23 protein-coding genes are annotated in these 21933 nt (G+C 72.5%); 12 read left to right on the forward strand and 11 right to left on the reverse strand.

Annotated elements, in window-relative coordinates; translation table 11 throughout:
• Positions 1 to 111 precede the first annotated feature (111 nt).
• Both ACGFW5_RS12720 and ACGFW5_RS12725 read left to right on the forward strand, forming a co-directional pair.
• A complete protein-coding gene (locus tag ACGFW5_RS12720; protein WP_393834193.1) occupies positions 112 to 960 on the forward strand; it encodes a DeoR/GlpR family DNA-binding transcription regulator in 849 nt (282 codons plus the stop codon).
• A gap of 113 nt (positions 961 to 1073) precedes the next feature.
• Positions 1074 to 1556, forward strand: coding sequence for an SRPBCC family protein (locus tag ACGFW5_RS12725; protein ID WP_393834194.1), 483 nt, complete (start codon positions 1074 to 1076; stop codon positions 1554 to 1556).
• 124 nt (positions 1557 to 1680) lie between these two features.
• Here the strand turns inward: ACGFW5_RS12725 and ACGFW5_RS12730 are convergent, their stop codons facing one another.
• Positions 1681 to 2586: a universal stress protein gene (locus ACGFW5_RS12730; protein ID WP_393834195.1), complete on the reverse strand. Its 906-nt coding sequence runs from the start codon at positions 2584 to 2586 to the stop codon at positions 1681 to 1683.
• Positions 2587 to 2646: 60 nt separating this feature from the next.
• The gene (locus ACGFW5_RS12735; protein ID WP_393834196.1) at positions 2647 to 3747 is read right to left on the reverse strand and encodes a PLP-dependent cysteine synthase family protein; all 1101 of its coding nucleotides are present in this window, start codon (positions 3745 to 3747) and stop codon (positions 2647 to 2649) included.
• A gap of 218 nt (positions 3748 to 3965) precedes the next feature.
• Between ACGFW5_RS12735 and ACGFW5_RS12740 the strand changes: the two genes are divergently transcribed.
• On the forward strand, positions 3966 to 4295 hold the full coding sequence (locus tag ACGFW5_RS12740; protein WP_393834197.1) for a hypothetical protein: 330 nt from the start codon (positions 3966 to 3968) through the stop codon (positions 4293 to 4295).
• 150 nt (positions 4296 to 4445) lie between these two features.
• Positions 4446 to 4967: an ATP-binding protein gene (locus ACGFW5_RS12745; RefSeq protein WP_393834198.1), complete on the forward strand. Its 522-nt coding sequence runs from the start codon at positions 4446 to 4448 to the stop codon at positions 4965 to 4967.
• Between the two features lie 192 nt (positions 4968 to 5159).
• On the opposite strand, the gene ACGFW5_RS12750 is transcribed toward ACGFW5_RS12745, so the two are convergent.
• Complete coding sequence (locus ACGFW5_RS12750; protein ID WP_393834199.1) at positions 5160 to 5447, reverse strand: SHOCT domain-containing protein; 288 nt, start codon at positions 5445 to 5447, stop codon at positions 5160 to 5162.
• A 165-nt stretch (positions 5448 to 5612) separates the two neighbouring features.
• Between ACGFW5_RS12750 and ACGFW5_RS12755 the strand changes: the two genes are divergently transcribed.
• Together ACGFW5_RS12755 and ACGFW5_RS12760 are read left to right on the forward strand one after the other, a co-directional pair.
• On the forward strand, positions 5613 to 6182 hold the full coding sequence (locus ACGFW5_RS12755) for a TetR/AcrR family transcriptional regulator (protein WP_393834200.1): 570 nt from the start codon (positions 5613 to 5615) through the stop codon (positions 6180 to 6182).
• Positions 6183 to 6240: 58 nt separating this feature from the next.
• Positions 6241 to 6810: a DUF4865 family protein gene (locus tag ACGFW5_RS12760; protein WP_393834201.1), complete on the forward strand. Its 570-nt coding sequence runs from the start codon at positions 6241 to 6243 to the stop codon at positions 6808 to 6810.
• Between the two features lie 37 nt (positions 6811 to 6847).
• Here ACGFW5_RS12760 and ACGFW5_RS12765 read toward each other — a convergent pair whose 3' ends face one another.
• Complete coding sequence (locus ACGFW5_RS12765) at positions 6848 to 8068, reverse strand: ROK family protein (RefSeq protein WP_393834202.1); 1221 nt, start codon at positions 8066 to 8068, stop codon at positions 6848 to 6850.
• A 159-nt stretch (positions 8069 to 8227) separates the two neighbouring features.
• On the opposite strand from ACGFW5_RS12765, the gene ACGFW5_RS12770 reads away from it, so the two are divergent.
• Positions 8228 to 9442, forward strand: coding sequence for an MFS transporter (locus tag ACGFW5_RS12770; RefSeq protein WP_393834203.1), 1215 nt, complete (start codon positions 8228 to 8230; stop codon positions 9440 to 9442).
• Between the two features lie 463 nt (positions 9443 to 9905).
• Positions 9906 to 10193 carry a DUF6332 family protein gene (locus ACGFW5_RS12775; RefSeq protein WP_393834204.1) on the forward strand — a complete coding sequence of 96 codons (288 nt, stop codon included), beginning with the start codon at positions 9906 to 9908 and terminating at the stop codon, positions 10191 to 10193.
• Here ACGFW5_RS12775 and ACGFW5_RS12780 read toward each other — a convergent pair.
• The 3 genes from ACGFW5_RS12780 to ACGFW5_RS12790 form a co-directional block, all read right to left on the reverse strand.
• Positions 10154 to 10819 (reverse strand): response regulator, encoded by a 666-nt coding sequence (locus ACGFW5_RS12780; RefSeq protein WP_393834205.1) that lies wholly within the window; start codon positions 10817 to 10819, stop codon positions 10154 to 10156. The two genes, ACGFW5_RS12775 and ACGFW5_RS12780, sit on opposite strands and share 40 nt — an antisense overlap.
• On the reverse strand, positions 10816 to 12258 hold the full coding sequence (locus ACGFW5_RS12785; RefSeq protein ID WP_393834206.1) for a sensor histidine kinase: 1443 nt from the start codon (positions 12256 to 12258) through the stop codon (positions 10816 to 10818). The genes ACGFW5_RS12780 and ACGFW5_RS12785 overlap by 4 nt, the downstream gene beginning before the upstream one ends.
• A 275-nt stretch (positions 12259 to 12533) precedes the next feature.
• On the reverse strand, positions 12534 to 13232 hold the full coding sequence (locus tag ACGFW5_RS12790) for a TetR/AcrR family transcriptional regulator (RefSeq protein ID WP_393834207.1): 699 nt from the start codon (positions 13230 to 13232) through the stop codon (positions 12534 to 12536).
• Positions 13233 to 13400: 168 nt separating this feature from the next.
• Here ACGFW5_RS12790 and ACGFW5_RS12795 point away from each other — a divergent pair, with 168 nt between their 5' ends.
• Positions 13401 to 13856: a nitroreductase family deazaflavin-dependent oxidoreductase gene (locus ACGFW5_RS12795; RefSeq protein ID WP_393834208.1), complete on the forward strand. Its 456-nt coding sequence runs from the start codon at positions 13401 to 13403 to the stop codon at positions 13854 to 13856.
• Positions 13857 to 14067: 211 nt separating this feature from the next.
• On the opposite strand, the gene ACGFW5_RS12800 is transcribed toward ACGFW5_RS12795, so the two are convergent.
• The gene (locus ACGFW5_RS12800) at positions 14068 to 15333 is read right to left on the reverse strand and encodes a geranylgeranyl reductase family protein (RefSeq protein ID WP_393834209.1); all 1266 of its coding nucleotides are present in this window, start codon (positions 15331 to 15333) and stop codon (positions 14068 to 14070) included.
• Between the two features lie 174 nt (positions 15334 to 15507).
• On the opposite strand from ACGFW5_RS12800, the gene ACGFW5_RS12805 reads away from it, so the two are divergent.
• Positions 15508 to 16872 carry a dipeptidase gene (locus tag ACGFW5_RS12805; RefSeq protein WP_393834210.1) on the forward strand — a complete coding sequence of 455 codons (1365 nt, stop codon included), beginning with the start codon at positions 15508 to 15510 and terminating at the stop codon, positions 16870 to 16872.
• A 97-nt stretch (positions 16873 to 16969) separates the two neighbouring features.
• Positions 16970 to 17680, forward strand: a complete 711-nt coding sequence (locus ACGFW5_RS12810; protein WP_393834211.1) for an MBL fold metallo-hydrolase — start codon at positions 16970 to 16972, stop codon at positions 17678 to 17680.
• On the opposite strand, the gene ACGFW5_RS12815 is transcribed toward ACGFW5_RS12810, so the two are convergent.
• Positions 17639 to 18679, reverse strand: a complete 1041-nt coding sequence (locus ACGFW5_RS12815; RefSeq protein WP_393834212.1) for an NUDIX domain-containing protein — start codon at positions 18677 to 18679, stop codon at positions 17639 to 17641. The two genes, ACGFW5_RS12810 and ACGFW5_RS12815, sit on opposite strands and share 42 nt — an antisense overlap.
• A gap of 241 nt (positions 18680 to 18920) precedes the next feature.
• Here ACGFW5_RS12815 and ACGFW5_RS12820 point away from each other — a divergent pair, with 241 nt between their 5' ends.
• Positions 18921 to 19097, forward strand: a complete 177-nt coding sequence (locus tag ACGFW5_RS12820) for a hypothetical protein (protein ID WP_393834213.1) — start codon at positions 18921 to 18923, stop codon at positions 19095 to 19097.
• A 31-nt stretch (positions 19098 to 19128) separates the two neighbouring features.
• On the opposite strand, the gene ACGFW5_RS12825 is transcribed toward ACGFW5_RS12820, so the two are convergent.
• Together ACGFW5_RS12825 and ACGFW5_RS12830 are read right to left on the reverse strand one after the other, a co-directional pair.
• The gene (locus ACGFW5_RS12825; RefSeq protein ID WP_393834214.1) at positions 19129 to 20574 is read right to left on the reverse strand and encodes an AAA family ATPase; all 1446 of its coding nucleotides are present in this window, start codon (positions 20572 to 20574) and stop codon (positions 19129 to 19131) included.
• A gap of 377 nt (positions 20575 to 20951) precedes the next feature.
• Positions 20952 to 21905, reverse strand: a complete 954-nt coding sequence (locus ACGFW5_RS12830) for an ROK family protein (RefSeq protein ID WP_393834215.1) — start codon at positions 21903 to 21905, stop codon at positions 20952 to 20954.
• Positions 21906 to 21933 lie beyond the last annotated feature (28 nt).

A 21933-nucleotide genomic window follows, 5' to 3' on the forward strand; every position in this document is an offset into this window, starting at 1 on the left:
TGGTGCAGTGCTCTCACGGAATCTCCCCGTGACAGGATGGGGTGCCGCAGCCCGGGGGCGCAGGTGTGCCCGGCGAGTGTGTTCGACGACGTGGAAGGGACCGGCCCGGCAGTGAGCGACCACCAGAATCTGCTCGCGGAGCAGCGCCGTGCGCTGATCCTCGACGAGGTCAGACGGCGCGGCGGGGTCCGGGTCAATGAACTCACCCGGAAACTCAACGTGTCGGACATGACGGTCCGCCGGGACCTGGACGCGTTGGCACGCCAGGGCATGATCGAGAAGGTGCACGGCGGCGCGGTGCCCGTCGCGGAGGCGACGGCGCACGAGCCGGGGTTCGAGGCGAAGTCGGCCCTTGAGCTGAGCGCCAAGCAGGACATCGCGCGGGAGGCGGCCCGGATGGCCGTGCCCGGCAGCGCCATCGCGCTGGCCGGCGGTACGACGGCGTACGCCCTGGCCCAGCAGCTGGTGGACGTTCCGGAGCTGACGGTGGTGACCAACTCGGTACAGGTCGCCGAGGTGTTCCACGCCGCCCAGCGCTCGACGGCAGGGTCCGGGCCCCGGCCCGGGGCGGCGACGGTGGTGCTGACGGGCGGGGTGCGCACGCTGTCCGACACGCTGGTGGGGCCGGTCGCCGACGCCGCGATCCGCTCCTTGCACTTCGATGTGCTGTTCATCGGGGTGCACGGCATCTCGGCGGAGGCCGGGCTCTCGACGCCCAACTTGGCGGAGGCGGAGACCAATCGCCGGTTCGTGCAGTCGGCCCGGCGGGTCGTGGTGATCGCCGACCACACCAAGTGGGGCACTGTGGGGCTGAGTTCGTTCGCGACGCTCGACCAGGTCGATTCCCTGGTGACGGACGCGGGCCTCACGGACCGGTCCCGCGCGGAGATGGCGGAGCATCTGCGGGATCTCGTGGTGGCGGGGGAAACCCCCGACGGCGGCGGCGCCGAAGACATCTGACGGCCCGGCAGTTATGGTGTGCGGGCTTCCCCCGCGCCGGTCCGCACGCGTCGGCAGCCGGCCGGCAGGGGCGTGCGGGACCCGGCACATCCGACCGCCAGGAGGTATGCGTCATGGCTCGCCGACTCAGGCCCGTGGAACTCGACTTCGCCGCGTCGGCGCCGGTACGCCTGGTGTTCACGGCCCGGCTCTCGGCCGGACCGGATGCCGTGTACCGCGCGCTCGCCGACGAGGTGTCGTCCACGCCCGTCTGGTTCACCTCGGTCGCCGCGGCCCGGCCCCTTCTGGGCGGAGCCGGTCGCGAGGTGCGGCTGCGGGGCGGGGTGTTCTTCCGCGAGACGATCATGGCGACGGTCCCGGGCGAGCGCTACGCCTACCGGATCGACGAGACCAACGCCCCGGGCGTGACGGCCATGCTGGAGGACTGGCGCCTCGCGGCCGCCGGCTCCGGCACGGTGGTGCGCTGGACGATGGCGAGCGAGGGGCCGACGCTGTTCCGTCTGACGATGCGGGCGGCGAGGCCGGGCGTCGGCCAGTCCTTCAGAGGCGCGATGCGCAACCTGGACCGCCTACTGACGACCGCGCCAGCGCGCTGATGTCTGTCAATTCCCGTCAGCACAAGGGGTGATGACGGTGAGTCAGCCGCCCATCTGTAGCGACCCCGCTCACCGCGCCGCTCGCGCGCACGGGGCAGTGGGGCCTGTGGAGCGCACCGGGCGCTCACTCGTCGTCGCGTACCGGGACCACCGCCACCGGGCACTCCGCGTGGTGCAGCACCGCATGGGCAACGGAGCCCATCAGGAGGGAGCCGGGCTTCAGCCGTCGACGGTGGCGGCCGACCACGATCAGGGCGGCCGATGCCGAGGCGTCGACGAGGTGGCCCGCGGCGTCGGCCGGTGCGATCACACGGTCCGTCTCGACGCCGGGGAAGCGTTCCTCGAAGGGGCCGAGCCGTTCGGCCTGCTCACGCGACTCGTCCTGTTCGACGGGTTCGTACTGGTCCCGGTCGAGCGGCGCGGGCGGGAACTCGCCCGCGACCACGAGTGCGGCAGGCGGCGGCCCCGGATAGGCCGTGAGCACCTGAAGGGGCACGCCCCGGGCCGCGGCCTCCACGAAGGCGAATTCGATCACCTCGTCGGTGGTGTCGCCCAGGTTGAGGCCGAGCACGACCCGTCCGGTCGTCGGCTCGTCCTTCCCCGTGCGGGCCAGGCGCGGCACCACGACGACGGGGCAGGGGGCACGGGTGGCCACGGCCAGGCTGTTGGAGCCGAGGAGCAGGCTGGCGAAGCCGCCGCGCCCGCGCGAGCCCATCACCAGCATCCGCGCCCCGGCGCCCAGGGCGTGGAGCGCGTCGGGCACTTCGCCCTCAAGGGAGTCGAAGCGCACGGACGGCAGACCGTCGCGGCCCGAGAGCGCGGCACGGACCCGGTCGGTCACCGGATCGTTGAGTTCCGGGCCCGGCCCCAGCGCGGACCTGCGGGCCGACCAGAGCTGCGTGTGGTCGGGCAGGACATGCGCGATCACCAGGTCCGCCGACAGTCTGAGGGCGGTGGGGACGGCCCATTCCAGGGCTCGCAGGCTGTGGTCGGATCCGTCTACCGCGACGGCTACCGGGCGCGTGTCCATGTCTCACCCTGGCACGCGCCACGGCGTCCCGCACGGGCAGGAACGCCCGGTACGGCCGGATCACCGCACTCCCCACACCCCGGTCTCCAGGAACGTGTCGAGGGTCGCGGTGTACGGGGCGATGTCGAGGCCCTGTTCGGCGAGCCAGGTGTCGGAGTAGTACTTGTCGAGGTAGCGGTCGCCCGGGTCGCAGAGCAGGGTGACGATGCTGCCGGTGCGGCCCTCGGCGACCATTTCGGCGACGATCCGCAGGGCGCTCCACAGGCCGGTGCCGGTGGAGCCGCCGGCCCTGCGGCCGATCGCCTTCTCCAGGGTGCGCACGGCCGCGACGCTCGCCGCGTCCGGCACCTTCATCATCCGATCGATGGCGCCCGGCACGAAGCTCGGTTCCATACGGGGCCTGCCGATGCCCTCGATGCGTGAGCCGCAGTCACTGGAGGCGAGCGCGTTGTTCTGGGTCCAGCCGTCGAAGAAGCAGGAGTTCTCCGGGTCGGGGACGCAGATCATCGTGTCGTGCTGCATGTAGTGCACATAGCGCGCGATGGTGGCCGAGGTGCCGCCGGTACCGGCGGTGGCGACGATCCAGGCGGGTTCCGGATAGCGCTCCAACGTCAGCTGCTGGTAGATGGATTCGGCGATGTTGTTGTTGCCGCGCCAGTCGGTGGCCCGCTCCGCGTAGGTGAACTGGTCCATGTAGTGCCCGCCGGTCTGGGCGGCGAGCGCCGCGGACTCCTCGTACATCTTCATCGAGTCGTCGACGAAGTGGCACTGGCCGCCGTGGAATTCGATCAGACGGCACTTCTCGCGGCTGGTGGTGCGGGGCATGACCGCGATGAACGGCACGCCGATCAGCTTGGCGAAATATGCCTCGGAGACGGCGGTCGAGCCGCTGGACGCCTCGATGACGGGTTTACCCGGCCGGATCCAGCCATTGCACAGGCCGTACAGGAACAGCGAGCGCGCGAGGCGGTGCTTGAGGCTGCCGGTGGGGTGCGTCGACTCGTCCTTCAGGTACAGGTCGATGCCCCATGCCTCGGGCAGCGGAAAGCGCAGGAGGTGGGTGTCGGCGGAGCGGTTGGCATCGGCCTGGACCTTGCGCACGGCTTCCTTCAGCCAGGCCCGGTACTGCGGATCGCTGCGGTCCACATCGATGGTTTCCATGCCACTCCTCATCGTGTCTGCGTGCCTCCCCCATGTCCGACAATACCCCTCTCACCTGCGCAAACGTTCCCTTTGGGTATCCATAGGAGTGGCTTGTGGGGCGGGTGGTGACCGCTGGACGACGCTGGCCCGGACCCGATCCCCTTCGCACCCTGGTGCGTAGGCTCGACGTTGTGCAGACTGCCCACCAGGAACGGTGCGAAGGGGGCCGGACGGTCATGGCGGAACCCGAGTTCAGTGCGAAGGGCGTACGGATCGAGCGATGGACGCGCTCGCTGACGAGAGCGGGCGAGGTGCTGATCAAGGACGGCCGGCTCGCGCTGCTCACCAGCAACGGGCGCGAGATCGACAGCGCACCCGTCGATTCGGTCAGCACGGGGCGGCCCTGGCTGCCCTGGCTCGCCAAGGACGACCGGACGGTGGCGCGGTTGAACGGCACGCGCTACCGGCTCACGATGGGCGGGGAGCCGGGCCGTTCACGCGGACCCGATCTGACCCAGCGGTTCCTCCAGGCCATCCGGCAGACGACGCACGGCGCGCACAGCTGAAAGGCGTGTGGCCCAGGGGGCGTGAGTTGCGGAGTGTCCCTCCCTGGTCCACGCTGGTGTCACATCACTGAGGGTTTACCGACGGTCACGCTTTGAGCAGGGCCGCCGGACCAGACAGCTACTTCCGGACCTATTCGGGGAGTCGCAACCGTGATCAGCCAGCCAAGCAGGCAGTGCACGGTGGAGCTCCAAGCCCTGCCGTCGCGGATCGGTCAGGTCCGCAGAATCGTATCGGCGCAGTTGCGCTACTGGCATCTGGATCCGTTGATAGACGAGGCGGCGCTCTGCGTCACCGAGTTGCTCACCAACGTCCACCGGCACGCCGAGCCGGACAAGATGTGCACCGTGGAGATCGAGCTGCTGCTCGACCGCCTCACCATCTCCGTGCATGACCATGATCCGACGCTTCCGGCGGTGCGCAAGGCCGATGCCCTCGCCACCAACGGCCGCGGGCTCTCCCTGATCGCCTCGGTCAGCGAGGCCTGGGGAGTGCGTCCGCTCGGTGAATCGGGCAAGACCGTGTGGTTCACGCTTGCCGCCCCCGCGCCGGCCGTGAGCCTGACGCCTTACCCGCTGTATGAGACGACGGCCGCGCCGGCCTTCAAGGAGAGCCGTCCGCGACCGGTGCGCGAGCGGGTCACGACCGTCGCACGCTCCCCCGTCGCGGGCTGACCGGGCCCGCCTTTCGGCGGGCCGAGCGGGCGGGGTCAAGCGGGCGGGGCGGGCGACGACGCAGCGCCTTTGCTGTCGGTCGCAGCGTCTTGCCGTTGGACACAGCGCCTTTGCCGTTGCGGCCTGCCATGACGCGTGGCGCGTCCGTCGGACTCGGCCGAACGCCCCGTCGCCCGGCGGCCCCGGCGACACTCAGGCCGTCCCGTTCCTTCCGGGGCCGGCGAGGTTCGCCCGGCCGAAGTGCTCCTCCAGGACCGAGACCCGGCGCCAGTACTCCTCCTCGTCGATCTCACCGGCGGCAAAGCGCCGGCCGAGTACGGCAAGGGGGGAGCGGTCGTCGAGCGGCGCCCGCCACGGTCCGCGGCGGCCCCGCCATCCGGTGCGGCGCAGCACGGTGACGACGGTGAGGATCACCGCCGCCCAGACCAGCGGGACAAAAAGGACCCAGGGTCCGGGCCCCGCAGAGGCCAGAACGTTCATCTCACTCAGCTCCTTCGGCGGTCGGTCGCTTCGATGCCTCAAGCCTTCCTCCGACACGGGTGCGTGTCGTCGTACGGGCGGCGGCAGCCTGCATACGACCGCGGGAGTAGATCGGCACGGACCTCCGCCGTGGATTCTGTACCTACTGGTATGTACACTGCCTTTATGAGCACACCGGAGCGTCTGATCGCGGCCACGCGCGAGCTGTTGTGGGAGCGCGGGTACGTCGGCACAAGCCCCAAGGCGATCCAGCAGCAGGCCGGCGCCGGTCAGGGGAGCATGTACCACCACTTCACGGGCAAGCCCGATCTGGCGCTGACCGCGATCCGGCGCACCGCGCAGGACATGCGGGCCACGGCCGAAGGTACGTTCGGCGGCGACGGCACGGCGTACGAGCGCATCGCGGCGTACCTGCTGCGCGAGCGTGATGTGTTGCGCGGCTGTCCGGTGGGCCGGCTCACGATGGACCCGGAGATCATCGCCAGTGCGGAGCTGCGCGCGCCTGTCGAGCAGACCCTCGACTGGCTGCGGGGGCGGCTCGCCGCGATCGTCCAAGAGGGCCTGGACCGGGGCGAGTTCGCCCTGCCGTTGGTGCCGGCCGAGATCGCCGCGACCGTGGTCGCGACCGTCCAGGGCGGTTACGTACTGGCTCGCGCGTCGGGCTCGCCGGACGCCTTCGACGCCGGGGTACGGGGTCTGCTCGCGTTGCTCGCCCCGCCGGCCAACGCGCGCTGAACCGACGCCCGTTGACGCCCGCCGCCTCATCCATGCCGCGCCGCCCGAGGAGTACGCGATGCACGCCCTGCAGTACGAGATGACGTTGCCCGCCGACTACGACATGGGGATCATCCGCAGACGCGTCGCCGGCCGCGGCCACCTCCTGGACGACTTCCCCGGGCTCGGCCTCAAGGCGTATCTGATCCGCGAGCGCGCCGCCGGGTCCCCGGTCAACTCCTATGCGCCGTTCTACCTCTGGACCTCGCCCGAAGGCATGAACTCCTTCCTGTGGGGCCCCGGGTTCCAGGGGATCGTCGACGACTTCGGGCGGCCTCGGGTACGGCACTGGGCGGGCGTCGCCTACGCCGAGGGCCCCGCGTCCAAGGCTTCCCCCGCCGCCGCGACCCGCCTGTGCGTCCCGGTCCCCGAGGGGGTCGAACCGGGCTCCTTCGTGGCGCGTGAGGCGGCGGTGGCACCGGAGCCCGGCATGGTGGCCTGCGCCGTAGCCATCGACCCGAGCCGCTGGGAACTGGTGCGGTTCACGCTCTGGGAACAGCCCGCCCCCGACGCGGCCGGCGACCGTTTCGAGGTGCTGCACCTGTCGGAGCCGGGGCGTGCGGGACTGCGTCCGGGACGGCACTGGTGAGCACGGTAGGCACGGCGCTCCGCGACCCGGCCCGCGTCTACGCCTGGTGAGAGAGCGCTCCCTGCGGGTCGTCAAGCACCGGCTGCCATGCCAACTCGGCCGCTCCCACCAGGCTGTTGTGGTCGAGGGAGCAGGCGAGGATCGGGACGCCGCCGCTCTGGCCCCACAGGCTGCGGTCGGCCACCACGGCGCGCAGCCGGTCCGGGTCCGCCTCCAGGAGCGCCTTGTGCAGGCCGCCGAGCACGATGCGATCGGGGTTGAGGATGTTGACGAGGCCGGCGAGGCCGAGGCCGAGCCGGTCGATCAGCTCCTCGGCGCCGCGCCGCACCGAGACGTCCGCGTACTCGTGGCGCAACAGCGCCCGTGACTGTTCGAGGAGCGAGACCTCGGGCCCGGGCGTGCGGCCCGCCGCCGTGAGGAAGGCGAGCGGGTCGGCTTCGACGTCGAGACAGCCGCGGCTGCCGCAGTAGCAGGGGCGTCCGTCCGGGTTGACGGTGAGGTGGCCCACCTCAAGGGCCAGGCCCGAACTCCCGGTGTGCAGGCGGCCGTCGAGGACGAGCGCGCCGCCGACGCCGCGGTGTCCGGTGGCCACACACAGCAGGTCCTTGGCGCCGCGGCCCGCGCCGTGGCGGTGCTCGGCGAGGGCGGCGAGGTTGACGTCATTGCCGGTGAAGGCCGGTCCTGTGATGCCGGCCGCGCGCACACGTTCGGCGAAGATCTCGCGGACCGGGGCGCCGGCCGGCCAGGCCAGGTGCAGCGGGTTGAGTGCCGTTCCCTCCGGTTCGGCGACGGCGGACGGCACGGCGAGGCCGGCGCCCACGCAGCGGCGCCCGCTTCCTTCCAGAAGGGCCGCTCCCGCCGCGACGACCTCGCCGAGCACCTGGGCCGGGTCGGCCGAGACGATGACGCACCCGGGGTCGGTGGCGACGATCTCGCCTCCGAGGCCGACGAGCGCGGCCCGGAAGCCGTCGGCGTGCACCTGGGCGGCGAGTGCGACGGGTCCCGTGTCGTGGACGGCGAGACGGTGGGAAGGACGGCCCTGGGAACCGGCCGCGGCGGGCCGGGAGTCGACCCGGATGAGGCCGAGCGCTTCGAGTTCGGCGGCGACGGCGCCGGCCGTGGCGCGGGTGACGCCGAGCTCGGCGGTGAGGACGGCGCGGGTGGGGGCGCGGCCGGTGTGCACCAGTTCCAGGGCGGGCCCGAGCGCGCCGCGGCCCCTGTCCAGCCTGCTCCGGGTGGTGGTCACCTTGCCGTTCATGGGGGCGAGTCTCCCATGATCCCGACGGACCCGGCCCCCGCTCCCGGCCCGCGCACCGCGACCGCGCGCCGCGACCGCGCGCCGATCCGTGACGGCCCGCGCTCCCCGCCGGACCCGCGCCGCTTGAAGAGCACCCCCCGCTGCCCCTATCCTGAGTTTGTGCCGCTACTAAACAAAGTACGGACGGCCGCTCCGGGGGGCCCTGGCTCACATACCGCCGCACCCACCCTGTTCCGCCTCCGCTCCGCCCTGACCATGTTCTTCGCGCTCGACGGCTTCCTGTTCGCCGGCTGGGTGGTCCGCATCCCCGCGATCAAGCAGCAGACCGGGGCCTCAGCGGGCGAGCTCGGGCTCGCCCTGCTCGGGGTCTCGGGCGGCGCGGTGGTGACGATGGTGTTCACCGGCCGCCTCTGCCGCCGCTACGGCAGCCATCCCGTGACCGTCGCGTGCGGTGGCCTGATGGCGCTGGCCATCGCGCTTCCGCCGCAGACCCACTCCGCGCTCACCCTCGGCCTGGTGCTGCTCGTGTTCGGCGCCGCGTACGGCGGTGTCAACGTGGCCATGAACAGCGCGGCCGTCGACCTGGTCGCGGCGTTGCGCCGCCCGGTGATGCCGAGTTTCCACGCGGCGTTCAGTCTGGGCGGGATGGTCGGGGCGGGTGTCGGCGCGCTGGTCGCCGGGGACCTGTCCCCCACCGCGCACCTGCTGGCCCTCACCGGGGTCGGGCTCGTGGTGACCGCGCTGGCCGGCTGGGTGCTGTTGCTCCACCCGGCGCCGGTGCACGCGAGCACACCGCACGCCCAGGGGAAGCGGCTGGACGGCCGGGCCCGGCGCCTGGTGCTGCTCTTCGGCGTGATCGCGCTCTGCACCGCGTACGGCGAGGGCGCCATGGCCGACTGGGGGGCGCTGCACCTGGAGCAGGACCTGGGCGCGGCGCCGGGCATCGCGGCGGTCGGCTACTCGCTGTTCGCCCTGGCCATGACGGCCGGCCGGCTCTCGGGCACCGCACTCCTGGAACGGCTCGGCCAGACCCGCACGCTGGTCGCGGGCGGGCTCACGGCGTGCGCCGGGATGCTGCTCGGCGCGCTCGCGCCGCATGTCTGGCTCGCCCTGGCCGGCTTCGCCGTCATGGGCCTGGGCCTTGCCAACATCTTCCCCGTCGCCGTCGCGAGGGCGGGGGCGCTGGCCGGGCCCGGCGGCGTGGCCGCCGCGTCCACCCTCGGCTACGGCGGCATGCTGCTCGGACCGCCCGCGATCGGGCTGCTCGCCGAGTGGGCATCGCTGCCGATCGCCCTGACCACGGTCGCCGCGCTCGCCGCCGGTGCCGCGCTGATCGGCTACGCCGCCCGTCACGCCACAGCCGCTCAGGCCTGAACCCGGCAGACTCCTCCCGGTCCTCGACTGGACACCGACATCAACACGACAGCATCAACTCGGCGCAGGAATGAGGGAGTTGACGCCCGTCACGGATCGGGACCCTCAGCTGGGGCAGCCCCACGGCTCCACCGAGGACCGCACCTCGGGCCTCGGTCCTGTCCGTGAGCATCCGGGGGGCATTCCGCGCTGAAGGGGCAGCACCTCGGCGTGGCGGGGGTGCGCGCACATCGCGAGAATGTCCCGCCGCCCCTGCACGACCAGAGGAGTTCGGGCTCGTCAGCCGGCGTATCGGCATACCGGCGTATCGACACGGTAGCCGAGCCGGACGCCGTCGTTACGCACGCATTGCGCCCTACATCCCATGCACGCGCGCTGTGGGGCGAGCCGAATCCCGCCACGGGAACGGAGGGCCGCCGGCCGGCGGTTGCTCCCCGGTCGCCCCTGCTGTGAAACTTCGCCCATGGGGACACGGAGCCGGGCCGAGCGGGACGCCATCACCATCGAGATCGGATACGCACTGGCCAGCGCCCTGTTCGCGGCCGCGGTGGTGTTCGGCGCGATCGCCGGATCCGGCTACGCCCTCGAACTCCCCTACCCACTGCGGCGGGTGCTGCTCCTCCTGGGCGGCGGCTGCGCCCTGATCGTGTTCGTGTGGCGGACCGTGCACGTCCTGTGGCGCTTCCCGCACGACTCGGACCGCGTGCCGCGTCAGCCCAGCCAGCCCGGGCGTACGAGCCCCGACTCGTAGGCCAGCACGACCAGTTGGGCCCGGTCCCGGGCGCCGAGCTTCACCATCGCGCGGCTGACGTGGGTCTTCGCGGTCAGCGGGCTGACGACGAGCCTGCGGGCGATCTCCCCGTTGGACAGCCCGATGCCGACCAGCGCCATCACTTCCCGCTCCCGGTCGGTGAGCGCGCCCAGGGCGCCTGCCGCGGCCGGCTCCTTCGAGCGCGCGGCGAACTCGGCGATCAGCCGCCGGGTCACCCCGGGCGAGAGCAGGGCGTCGCCGTCGACCACCGCACGGACCGCGCGCAGCAGCTCATCCGGCTCGGTGTCCTTCACCAGGAAGCCCGAGGCGCCGGCGCGGATCGCCTCGAAGACGTACTCGTCGAGCTCGAAGGTGGTGAGCATGATCACCTTCACCTCGGCCAGGTCCGCGTCCGTAGTGATCCCGCGGGTCGCGGCGAGACCGTCCAGCCGGGGCATCCGGATGTCCATCAGGACGACGTCAGGCCGCAGTTCGCGCACCAGGCCCAGGGTCTGCTTGCCGTCGGCGGCCTCCCCCACCACCTCGATGTCGCCCTGGGCGTCGAGCAGCGCCCGGAACCCCGCCCGTACCAGGAGCTGGTCGTCGGCGAGCAGCACGCGGATCACGTCGTCTCCTCGGGGTCGCCGGGCGGCGCATGCCGGGCGACGGGGTCGTTGGCCGGGGCACGCCGGGCGGCGAGGTCGTTGACCGGGGCACGCCGGGCGCCGGGGTCACGGGGTGACGAGAGCGGGGTGTCCCGAGCGACGGACAGCGGCAGCCGGGCGCTGACGCGGAAGCCGCCGTCCGGGCGCGGCCCCGCGTCGATCGTGCCACCGAGTGCGGCGGCCCGCTCGCGCATGCCGATCAGACCGTTGCCGCTGCCTCCCGCATCGCCGCCGGACGAAGGCCCCGCGTCCTCGACGCGCAGCACCAGGGCGTCCGCTTCGTAGTCGACCGCGAGGTGAGCGGTGCGCGCGGCGGAGTGGCGTACGACATTGGTCAGCGCTTCCTGGACGATCCGGAAGGCGGCCAGATCGGCGCCGGGCGGCAGCCTGCGCCGCTTCCCGCTCGTCGTGGTCTCCACGGTGAGCCCCGCGCTCTGTGCCTGCTCCACGAGTTCGGGCAGCCGGTCGAGACCCGGCGCGGGCGAACGCGGGGCCTCCCCCGGCGCGCGCAGTGTCTCCAGGACCTGGCGCACCTCGCCCAGCGCCTCCTTGCTCGCGGACTTGATGGTGGTCAGGGCGGTACGCGCCTGCTCCGGGTCGGAATCGAGCAGCGCGAGACCGACCCCGGCCTGCACGTTGATCACGGAGATGCTGTGGGCGAGCACGTCGTGCAGTTCGCGGGCCATCCGCAGCCGCTCCTCGTCCGCGCGCCGCTTGGCGGCGGCGAGCCGCGCGGCCCGCTCCTTGGCCCATTGCTCCCTGCGTACGCGCACGACTTCGGCGATCGCGACGACGGCCACCGCCCAGGCGGCGATGCCCAGTTCCTGCCCCCAGGGCGACGCGGCGTCGTCTGCCGGAGGCAGCCAGGGGTAGAGCCAGTGCGCGACCAGGAGGTGTCCCAGCCACAGCACGCCGATCGCGCCCCACGCCTGGCGGCGGCAGCCTGCGGTGACCGCGGCGAAGCAGCCGATCGCGACGGGCAGGAACACCGGTCCGTAGGGGTATCCGGCGCCGAGGTAGAGCAGGGCGGCGGCCGAGGTGGCGAAGACGGCGACGACGGGATGGCGCCGGCGCGGCAGCAGCGCCGCGCAACAGGCGACGAGCAGCACCTGCCCGTAGACGTCGAGCGGGGCGCGCTGGAGTTGCGCGCGGCCGACGACGTGGGAGCCGGCCAGCACGACCACGGTGACCACGGCCGTCGAGACCCACGGAAGCCGGCCGCCGTGGCCTTCCCCGCCGCCCGGCCCCCGCACCCAGCGCGGCGGCCCCGGCGACCCCCGCCGGGGCGACGGACCGCCGAGGCGGGAGCCCCGCTGCCACTCGCGCTGCCCGCCCGCACGCCGGGCCCGGCGCGGGAGCGGGCCACGGGCGTCCGCGCGCGGTGGCTGCTGCTGTTCCATATTGGCCACGCTAGACCCGGGCGGGCGCCCCGGGCGTCAGCCGTGCGACGTGATCACCCGTACTACGCGGGGAGTACGAGCTACGCGAAGAGCACGAGCTGAGCGGGAGCAGGAGCTGAGCGTGGAGCACGAGCTGAGCGGGGAGCACGAGCTAGGCGGGACGCACGACCGAGGCGGGGAGCACGAGCTAGGCGCGACGCATGAGCTAGGTGCGACGCATGAGCTAGGCGGGACGCACGCCAAACCAGGAGCACGAGCTACGCGGGACGCACGGGCTACGCGGGGAGTACGAGGCCGACGGCGCGGGCGAGCTCTCCTGCGGCGTGCGTGAAGAAGGCCTCGCGGTCCTCGACGACCCGGTGGAACTGGCCGAACGCCTCGAACGAGATCAGCCCGAAGAGCTGCGACCAGGCGGCGACCAGGGCCACGGCCGCCGCCGGAGGCAGGTCGGGCGCGAGGTCGGTGGCCATCCGACCGGCTTCGGCGCGCACCGGCGCGGCGAGCGGCGGCGGCGCGATGCCCTTGCTCTGGTGCGCGTCCCGGACGATGGAGAGGAGGACGAGCCCGACGCGCGATGCGGGGCCGATCGTCGCCTCGGTGGCGGTGTAACCGGGTACGGGCGTCCCGTAGATCAGAACGTACTCGTGCGGGTGGGCGAGCGCCCAGGCGCGCACCGCGTGGCAGACGGCGGTCCACCGGGTCGCGGGCGACGTGGTTCTGCGCCGCTGGGCGAGGGCCTGCTCGGCGGCGTCGCCCACGGCGTCGTAGGCGTCGACGATGAGAGCGGTGAGCAGGTCGTCCCTGCTGGGGAAGTAGCGGTAGAGCGCCGATGAGACCATGCCCAGTTCACGCGCGACCGCACGCAGCGAGAGCTTGGTCGCACCATCCGCCGCCAGCTGCTTTCTCGCCTCGTCCTTGATGGCCGCGGTGACTTCGATACGTGCCCGTGCGCGGGCTCCCTGGACGGTGCTCATGCGCCCCAGTGTGCCAGCCGGGAGAGCACTGGCCAAGAACGCGACTGGCGCACTCGAATGAGAGCGCCGAACATTAATGAGAGCAGTGCTCTTGTCGTGGAGCACGACTTCGGTGCACACTGCTCACGAACGAGAGCACCGCTCTCTCAGCCTCAGGGGAGACACCCGATGTCCGCATCCACGCATGTCCAGAAGCCCGGCTGGTTCACGGTCAACGTGCTCAACAGGACCGTCGCCTGGGTGGCCCGCCGCGGCATCAGCGTGTGGGGTTCCCGTGTTCTCGCGGTCCGCGGCCGCAAGAGCGGCGAGTGGCGGCGCACCCCCGTCAACCTGCTGACCTTCGACGGCGAGCAGTACCTGGTGGCTCCGCGCGGGCACGTCCAGTGGACACACAACATGCGGGCGGCGGGCGGTGGCGAACTGCACCTGGGCAGGAAGAGCGAGGCGTTCACCGCGGTCGAGGTCACCGACGACGACAAGCCCGCCGTGCTGCGTGCCTACCTCAAGCGCTGGAAGGCGGAGGTCGGCGTGTTCTTCAACGGCGTGGGGCCCGACTCCAGCGACGCGGAACTGCGCCGCATCGCCCCCGACCACCCCGTCTTCCGCGTCATCGTCACCCGGTGACACCGCCCGCGGGGATCTGCCGGGGCCTGTGGCCCCCAACAGATCCCCGCGGCTCGCGGGGACGCGGGGCGTCCCGAAGCCGGGCCGAACCGAAGCCGCGTCCGGTGCCGCCGGGCGACGCGGGGCGCCCCGAAGCCGGGCCGAACCGAAGCCGGGCCGAACCGAAGCCAGGGCGGAACCGGAGCGTGTCCGGTGCCGCCCGCGTCGCGCCTCAGCGGTCGACGGCATCCAGGGCGCGCCGGGCCATCGGGTGCGTACGCACCAGGCCGGCCAGTGTGGTGGCGCCGCGGGTGATGTCCGCGAACGCCTTCCACGCGGGCCGGAACCCGGTGATCGCGGCGTGCAGCAGCAGCGGGCGCTTCTCGAAAAGGGTCAGCATGCGGCGGCCCACCGCCATCTCGACACCGAGCCCGGCCTTGATGGCGAACGCGTAGTTCAGCGCCTGGCGGCGCGCGTCGACGGCGTCCTGCGACTCGGCGATGCGCACGGCCCATTCACCGGCGAGGCGACCCGAGCGCAGGGCGAAGGAGATGCCCTCCCGCGTCCACGGCTCCAGGAGACCCGCCGCGTCGCCGCAGACCAGGACCCGGCCGCGGGACAGCGGCGAGTCGTCGCTGCGGCAGCGCGTCAAGTGGCCCGAGGAGATGGCCGGTTCGAAGCCGGCGAGGCCGAGGCGTGCGATGAAGTCGTCCAAGTAACGCTTGGTGGCGGCGCCTTCGCCACGGGCCGAGATCACGCCGACGGTCAGCGTGTCGCCCTTGGGGAAGACCCAGCCGTAACTGCCGGGCATGGGGCCCCAGTCGATGAGCACCCGCCCCGCCCAGTCCTCGGCCACGCTCGGCGGGACCGGGATCTCGGCCTCAAGCCCGAGGTCGACCTGATCGGTCTTCACCCCGACATGTGCTCCTATGCGGCCCGCACTGCCGTCGGCGCCGACGACGGCGCGGGCGAGGACGGTCTCGCCTTCGGACAGGACGACGGCGACGGTGCGCCGGTCGGGAACCGCCGAACCGTGCTGCTCGACCTTCGAGACGGTCACGCCGGTGCGGACCACGGCGCCCTCCTTCTCGGCGAGCGCCACCAGGCCCGCGTCGAACTCGGGCCGGTTGATCAGACCGAACAGCATCTTCTTGGACCTGCGGGTGCGCGTCAGCTTCCCGTTCAGGGAGAAGGTGACCGCGTGCACCCGGTCCTGGAGCGGCAGTTCGAAGCCGGTAGGCAGCGCGTCGCGGGAGGGGCCGATGATGCCGCCGCCGCAGGTCTTGTAGCGGGGCAGTTCGGCCTTCTCCAGGAGCAGCACCGTGCGCCCCGCCGCGGCCGCCGCGTGAGCCGCCGATGCCCCCGCGGGCCCGGCGCCGACCACCACGACGTCCCAGACGGGTCCTGTGGCCGGTTCCGTCACCGGCTCGGCGGTGGGCTCGCCCTGGTGCTCGTCCAGGGGGCCGTCCGTCCCGGTGTCTGCGTTCTCGCTGCTCACGATGTGCCTGTGCTCCCCATCAGACCAGTTCCCGTATTGACGACCGCATCCTACGGGGCCCGGTCCCCGCCTTCCTGTCCTGGCCCGCTGTGGGAAGATCGGCCATATCTTCGCCCTACACACGTGCACCCACGTCTGTGTATCTACAACGTCGCACCCACGAGGAGCGTGCCCATGACCGCACATCCGATCGCCGAGACCATCGCCTCGCTGATGCCCCGGGCCAAGACGGAGCTGACGGAGCTGGTCGCTTTCCAGTCGGTGGCGGACGAGGCGGTGGCGCCCAGGAGCGAGTGCGAGGCGGCCGCGAACTGGGTGGCCGACGCGCTGCGCGCCGAGGGCTTCCAGGATGTGGCGCTGCTCGACACCCCCGACGGTTCGCAGTCCGTGTACGGGCTGCTGCCCGGGCCGGTGGGCGCGCCGACGGTCCTGCTGTACGCGCACTACGACGTGCAGCCGAAGCTGGACGAGTCCGCCTGGGTGACCCCGCCGTTCGAGCTGACCGAACGCGACGGCCGCTGGTACGGCCGGGGCGCGGCGGACTGCAAGGGCGGGTTCATCATGCACCTGCTCGCGCTGCGCGCCCTCAAGGCCAACGGCGGCGTCCCCGTGTCGGTCAAGGTGATCGTGGAGGGCTCCGAGGAGCAGGGCACGGGTGGTCTCGAACAGTACGCCGAGGCACACCCTGAGCTGCTGACGGCCGACGCGATCGTGATCGGCGACACCGGCAACTTCCGGGTCGGTCTGCCCACGGTGACCGCGACCCTGCGCGGCATGACGATGATCCGGCTGGGGATCGACACGCTTGAGGGCAATCTGCACTCGGGCCAGTTCGGCGGCGCCGCCCCGGACGCGCTGGCGGCGCTCATCCGCGTACTGGACTCGCTGCGCGACGAGCACGGCCAGACCGTGATCGAGGGCCTTGCTGCGGACAGCGCGTGGGACGGTCTCCAGTACCCCGAGGCGGAGTTCCGTCAGGACGCCAAGGTCCTGGAGGGTGTGTCGCTGCCCGGCACCGGCACCGTCGCGGACCGTATCTGGGCCAGGCCGGCCGTCACGGTCATCGGCATCGACTGCCACCCGGTGGCCGGTGCGACGCCGTCCATCCCGGCGACCGCGCGGGCCCAGATCAGCCTGCGGGTGCCGCCCGGTCAGGACGCGGCCGAGGCGACCAAGCTGTTGCGCGCCCACATCGAGAAGCATGTGCCGTGGAACGCCCGCGTCTCCTTCGAGCAGGTCGGCCAAGGCCAGCCGTTCCGCGCGGACATCACGAGCCCGGCGTACACCTCGATGGCCCGGGCGATGGCGGAGGCCTACCCGGGTGAGGAGATGCAGTCCTCGGGCATGGGGGGTTCGATCCCGCTGTGCAACACCCTGGCGGCGCTGTACCCGGCGGCGGAGATCCTGCTGATCGGTCTCAGCGAGCCCGAGGCGCAGATCCACGCGGTGAACGAGAGCGTGTCGCCGCAGGAGCTTGAGCGCCTTTCGGTGGCGGAGGCGCACTTCCTGCTCAACTACGCGGAGTCCAAGCGCAGTTGACGCCGACGGGGATGTCGGCCGGGCTTACGCGCTCGGCGGACATCGCCCAGAGCGAAGATCCATGCGACGGCCGGCGTCGGGGACGTACGTTCGCCGCATGGATCTCGTAGAAGTCCTTCCCCGACTGCACATGTTCCGCTTCCCCATCGGCCAGGCGTATCTGTGGCGCGACGAGGACGGGTTGACCCTCGTCGACGCGGGTGACGTGAACGCGGCGGGGCCCATCGAGGACGCGGTCCGCGGGCTCGGGCTCGACCCCGCCGCGATCAGGCGGATCGTCATCACGCACGGCCATCGCGACCACTACGGCGCGGCCGGCGAGCTCGCCGGCCGGTGCGGCGCCGAGGTGATCGCGCACCGGCTCGACGCGCCGGTGATCCGGGGCGATGTCCCGGTGCCCGAGCCGGTGCTCCTGGACTGGGAACTCCCTTTGTACGAGCATGCGTTGACGGTGCCTCAGGCGCCGCCGACGCGGGTGGTCCGCGAGGTCGGCGACGGCGACGCGCTGGGTTTTGGTGACGGAGCGGTCGTCGTCCACTCCCCCGGCCACACCGCCGGCTCGATGGCGGTCCATCTGCCGCGCCACGGCGTGCTGTTCACCGGGGACAGCGTGGCCGGGGTCGGCCGGGTGATGGTGGGTGTGTTCAACACCGACCGGGAGCAGGCGTCGGCCTCGTTCCGCCGTCTTGCCGGACTCGGCGCGGACACCGTCTGCTTCGGGCACGGTGATCCGCTGACCGAGAACGCGGCGGCGGTGATGAAGGCCTCAGCCGACCGGGACTCCGGCCTCCAGATTGAGCACGGTTGAGCGTTCGCGCGCCCGGAGCGCCCAGCGCAGCCGTTCGAAGCGGGCGGGCGGCAGCAGTGTCGCCGCCTCCTGCTCGCTGACGAAGCGCCAGCCGCGCAGTTCGGCGCCGGGCAGCAGCACCTCGCCGGCCCGCGCGCCGTCGAGCGTGCCGCCGTCGAACAGAAGCCGCAGGCCGCCGTAGCCGGGAGGTCTCGGCGGCTCCCAGTCGATCACCAGCAGCCGCGGCACCCGGTCGAGCCGGACGCCCAGCTCCTCCTCGACTTCCCGCACGCCCGCCCGTGCGGGAGCCTCGCCGCGTTCGACGACACCGCCGGGGAACTCCCAGCCGGGTTTGTAGGTGGGGTCGACCAGGAGCACCCGGTCCTGTTCGTCGAAGAGGAGCACCCCGGCGGCCAGCGTCTCCGCGCTGGGCTCCGGGGTCTGCACGATGTCGCAGACGCGGGCCGCCCCGGAGCGGACCGCGTGGGCTATGCGTTCGGCGGTCTCGCGCGGGGTGAGCGCGCTGTTGTCGACGGCGTGCGCGTCGGCGGCGATCCAGCCGAGCGCGCGCCGGAAGGGCTCGATGTGCTCGTACGCCCAGGTGCGGACCCTCTGTCCGTCGGCCTCGGGGTCGTCGGGGAACTCCACGCGGGCCTCGATCCGCGCCCGCAGGATCGTTTCCTCCTGGATCAGCACCACATGCCGTACGGGTATGCGGCGGGAAGCGAGCCCGCCGAAGATCTCATCCCGGTACTCCTGTCTCAGCAGTGTCATCGGCACCACGAGTACGCCGCCGACCTCGGCGTGCAGCGCGGCGGCGCCGTCCACCACCAGGCGCCGCCAGATCGGCAGGTCCTGGTAGTCGCTCACCTGCGCAAGGAGTTTCTGCGGCAGCAGATGCCGCAGCGCCCCGCCCATCACCTCGGGGTCGTAGAACGTGCTGTTCGGGATCAGGTCGATCAGTTCGCGCGCGGTGCTCGTCTTGCCCGCGCCGAACGCACCGTTGACCCAGACGATCACGGTTCCCCCTCTTCATAGCCCCCAGTGGACTGCCCGCAACACCCTGCCACGGAAACGCGCGCCGGTCCCGGGGCCTCCTCGGTCACATCACAACTGTGGCCGGGCTGTTGCCTGCCGGGTGCCACCAAGGGGCCCGCCGCGGCGTCCTGATGGATGAGCACCGGCCACGGGGGGCCGTGACGCCGACGGCGCGGACGTCGTTGTGCGGGTGCCTGAAGAGACAGCAAGGAGGCGCGCCGAAATGCGTCGTACGGTACTGGAACGATTTCCCGCGGGCGATCCGCGCGGGCACTGGCCCGCCGAGGCGTTCGCGCACGACCGCAGGAACGAGGGGCTGGCCGCGGAGGTCGTGATGGACCTGGAGAGCGACGCGTTCCTCGTCGTCGTCACGCATCCCGTGCCGGAACGCGTCGGCTGACGCGAGCGTCAGGTCCGGGCGTACCGCACGCTCAGAAGTCGCCGTAAGCGACCTGCCAGGTGGGCAGCCCTCTACGGCGCCACAGGGCGACGACCCGGTCGCGGTCGTCGAGGCTGACGCGCACGGTGAACCGGTGGCGGACGTGCGCGTCGAACAGATCGGCTTTCACGAGGTCGTCGCGCCGCCCGTCGCCGGCCGCCCGCATCCACAGTTCGTCGTAGGGCACGTCATGTGCGGCGAGCCAGGCCTGCGTCTTGGCGCGGAATTCCTCGCTCCGGCCGGAAAGCAGCACCACCTTGTCCCCGTGCGCCTGCCGGAAACCGATGAGGGCGTCGCGGACGGGGCTGTTGAGGCCGTCCTGTTCGCACCGGGTGAAGTCGTACGGGTTACGGCCGAGGTTGAGGGCGAGCGTGCCGTCGATGTCGCACATCACGGCGCTCGGCAGAGCCCCGTCCGGAGGTCGGGCCCCGTCCGGAGTTCGGGCCTCGTCCGGAGTTCGGTCCTCCGTCGGATCGTGGGCCTCGGCCGGATTGTGGGCTTCCGCCGGAGTTCGAGCCCCCGCCGGATCGTGGGTCTCCCCCGGAGTCCGGGCCTCCCCCGGATCCTGGGCTTCCACCGGATCGTGGGACTCCGCCAGAGTTCGGGTCTCCCCCGGAGTGCGGGCCTCCCCCAGAGTTCCGGCCTCCCCCGGATCCTGGGCCTCCCCCGGATCCTGGGCCTCCGCCGGAGTTCGACCCTCCGCCGGAGTTCCGGCCTCCCCCGGAGTTCCGGCTTCCCCCGGGTCCTGGGCTTCCACCGGATCGTGGGACTCCGCCGGAGTTCGGGTCTCCCCCGGAGTGCGGGCCTCCGCCGGAGTTCCGGCCTCCGCCGGAGTTCCGGCCTCCCCCGGAGTTCCGGCCTCCCCCGGATTGCGGGCCTCCGCCGAAGTTCCGGCCTCCGCCGAAGTTCCGGCCTCCCCCGGAGTGCGGGCCTCCCCCGGAGTGCGGGCCTCCGCCTCCGTGAGGACGACCGTGTCGTTCAGCCAGGCGTCGGTGAGCCGCCAGCCGCTCCGCAGGGCCTGGGCGTGCTTGTCCGCGAGGAGGCGGATGACCGCCTCGCCGACCGGGTCGGCGCGGGCCGCGTCGCGGCGCAGGCACTCCTCCACGGGTACACCGGTGAAGTCGTGCACGACGAACCGCGCCCGGCCCGCCACGGCGGCCTTGAGACGCCCGGGGACGTGCGGCGTCAGATGCGTGTTGTCGACGACGACGTCGAATCCCGCCGCGATCGTCTCGCGCACCGCGGCGTCCTGGACGGCGAGGACGCTCTGTTCCGCGGTGCGCGACCGCTCCCGCCCGGCGCCCGCCCGGTCGAACATGGCGCGCAGGTCGTCGAGGTTGACCCGTCGGCATTGACCGCCGGATGCTTCGACGAGCTCCCGGGCGGCGGTGGTCTTGCCGGATGCGGGAAGTCCGGTCATCACGTGCACGGTGGGCATCGCGGCGTTCCGCCTTCTTCGTCGTACGCGAACGGACCGGAGGCGGCCGGCGCCGTGGGCCACCGGGTCAGGGGGCCGGGCCGCCGCGCCCGTCGAAAGGACGGCAGACGGAAGGCGTCCGCACGCGCACGGTGCGGTCGAGGACGCCGCGCGCCGGGGCGCCGGACTGCCATGGACGTGCTGAAGCATAACGTCCGGTAACCGGCGCCGACCCGGTGAGTCCGGCGACACCGCCGGGAGCTCCGCCCCCCCCTCCTCGCCCTTCGGCGGCGGCCCCGGCGTCACCCCTCGGCCGAGTGCCGTCGCGGCAGCGGCAAGACGGTGCAGGGAGGGTCAGGGCGACAGCGGCCGGCCCGCCAACTGACGCGCTCCGTACGTCACTTGAGCAAAGCCGCCTCGCCCACGCGGCGCGCCGACGTCGCGGCGGCGGCCGCTCCCACCAGTCCCGCGTCCGTGCCCATCAGAGCGGGGGCGACGGTGAGGCGCCGGACGAAGGAGAGCGTGGCGTAGTCCCGCAGGGCCCGGCGCAGGGGGGTGAAGAGGACGTCTCCGGCGCCGGCCACTCCCCCGCCGATGACGGCGATCTCGATCTCGACGAGCGTCGCGGTCGCGGCGATACCTGCGGCCAGCGCCCGGGCGGCTCGCTCGAACGACGCGACGGCGACCGCGTCCCCGGCCCGTGCGGCCGCCGCGACGGCGGCCGCCGAGGTGTCGCCGTCGGGGCCCGGACGCCAGCCGTCGGCCAGGGCGCGTCGCGCGATGTTGGGGCCGCTGGCGATCCGCTCCACACAGCCACGCGCCCCGCATGGGCAGGCTTCGCCGTCGAGGTCGACGCTGATGTGGCCGATGTGGCCCGCGTTGCCGGTGGGGCCCGGGTGCAGTGCGCCGCCGAGCACGAGTCCGCCGCCGACGCCGGTCGACACGACCATGCAGAGCGCGTTGTCGTGGCCGCGGGCCGCGCCGAGCCAGTGCTCGGCGGCGGTCATCGCGACGCCGTCGCCGACCAGTTCGACGTCGAGGCCGGTGACCATCCGCACCCGCTCGACCAGCGGGAATCCACGCCAGCCAGGGATGTTGACGGGGCTGACCGTGCCCGCCGACGCGTCCACGGGCCCCGCGCTGCCGATGCCGACGGCGCTCGCGCGCTCCCACAGGGGGGATCCGGCCAGTTCGGCGAGGACCGCCTCTGCTGCGCGCATCACCGTGTCGCCGTCCTCAAGGGCGGGAGTCGGCCGCTGTGCCCGCAGAAGAAGCCGGCCGTCGGCGTCCACGAGGGCTCCGGCGATTTTGGTGCCGCCGATGTCGAGCGCGGCGACAAGGTCGGTGTGCATCGAGGTCGGATCTCCTGGTGCGAGACGG

This window comes from Streptomyces sp. NPDC048416 (genome assembly GCF_043200435.1).
Lineage (GTDB): Bacteria > Actinomycetota > Actinomycetes > Streptomycetales > Streptomycetaceae > Streptomyces.

What these genes read in the sequence shown, in the direction of transcription:
- ACGFW5_RS12725 (WP_393834194.1), top strand. Translation starts at nt 1,074, where the DNA reads ATGGCTCGCCGACTCAGGCCCGTGGAACTCGACTTCGCCGCGTCGGCG.
- ACGFW5_RS12730 (WP_393834195.1), bottom strand. Translation starts at nt 2,586, where the DNA reads ATGGACACGCGCCCGGTAGCCGTCGCGGTAGACGGATCCGACCACAGC.
- ACGFW5_RS12735 (WP_393834196.1), bottom strand. Translation starts at nt 3,747, where the DNA reads ATGGAAACCATCGATGTGGACCGCAGCGATCCGCAGTACCGGGCCTGG.
- ACGFW5_RS12740 (WP_393834197.1), top strand. Translation starts at nt 3,966, where the DNA reads ATGGCGGAACCCGAGTTCAGTGCGAAGGGCGTACGGATCGAGCGATGG.
- ACGFW5_RS12750 (WP_393834199.1), bottom strand. Translation starts at nt 5,447, where the DNA reads ATGAACGTTCTGGCCTCTGCGGGGCCCGGACCCTGGGTCCTTTTTGTC.
- ACGFW5_RS12755 (WP_393834200.1), top strand. Translation starts at nt 5,613, where the DNA reads ATGAGCACACCGGAGCGTCTGATCGCGGCCACGCGCGAGCTGTTGTGG.
- ACGFW5_RS12760 (WP_393834201.1), top strand. Translation starts at nt 6,241, where the DNA reads ATGCACGCCCTGCAGTACGAGATGACGTTGCCCGCCGACTACGACATG.
- ACGFW5_RS12765 (WP_393834202.1), bottom strand. Translation starts at nt 8,068, where the DNA reads ATGAACGGCAAGGTGACCACCACCCGGAGCAGGCTGGACAGGGGCCGC.
- ACGFW5_RS12775 (WP_393834204.1), top strand. Translation starts at nt 9,906, where the DNA reads ATGGGGACACGGAGCCGGGCCGAGCGGGACGCCATCACCATCGAGATC.
- ACGFW5_RS12785 (WP_393834206.1), bottom strand. Translation starts at nt 12,258, where the DNA reads ATGGAACAGCAGCAGCCACCGCGCGCGGACGCCCGTGGCCCGCTCCCG.
- ACGFW5_RS12790 (WP_393834207.1), bottom strand. Translation starts at nt 13,232, where the DNA reads ATGAGCACCGTCCAGGGAGCCCGCGCACGGGCACGTATCGAAGTCACC.
- ACGFW5_RS12795 (WP_393834208.1), top strand. Translation starts at nt 13,401, where the DNA reads ATGTCCGCATCCACGCATGTCCAGAAGCCCGGCTGGTTCACGGTCAAC.
- ACGFW5_RS12805 (WP_393834210.1), top strand. Translation starts at nt 15,508, where the DNA reads ATGACCGCACATCCGATCGCCGAGACCATCGCCTCGCTGATGCCCCGG.
- ACGFW5_RS12810 (WP_393834211.1), top strand. Translation starts at nt 16,970, where the DNA reads ATGGATCTCGTAGAAGTCCTTCCCCGACTGCACATGTTCCGCTTCCCC.
- ACGFW5_RS12820 (WP_393834213.1), top strand. Translation starts at nt 18,921, where the DNA reads ATGCGTCGTACGGTACTGGAACGATTTCCCGCGGGCGATCCGCGCGGG.
- ACGFW5_RS12825 (WP_393834214.1), bottom strand. Translation starts at nt 20,574, where the DNA reads ATGCCCACCGTGCACGTGATGACCGGACTTCCCGCATCCGGCAAGACC.
- ACGFW5_RS12830 (WP_393834215.1), bottom strand. Translation starts at nt 21,905, where the DNA reads ATGCACACCGACCTTGTCGCCGCGCTCGACATCGGCGGCACCAAAATC.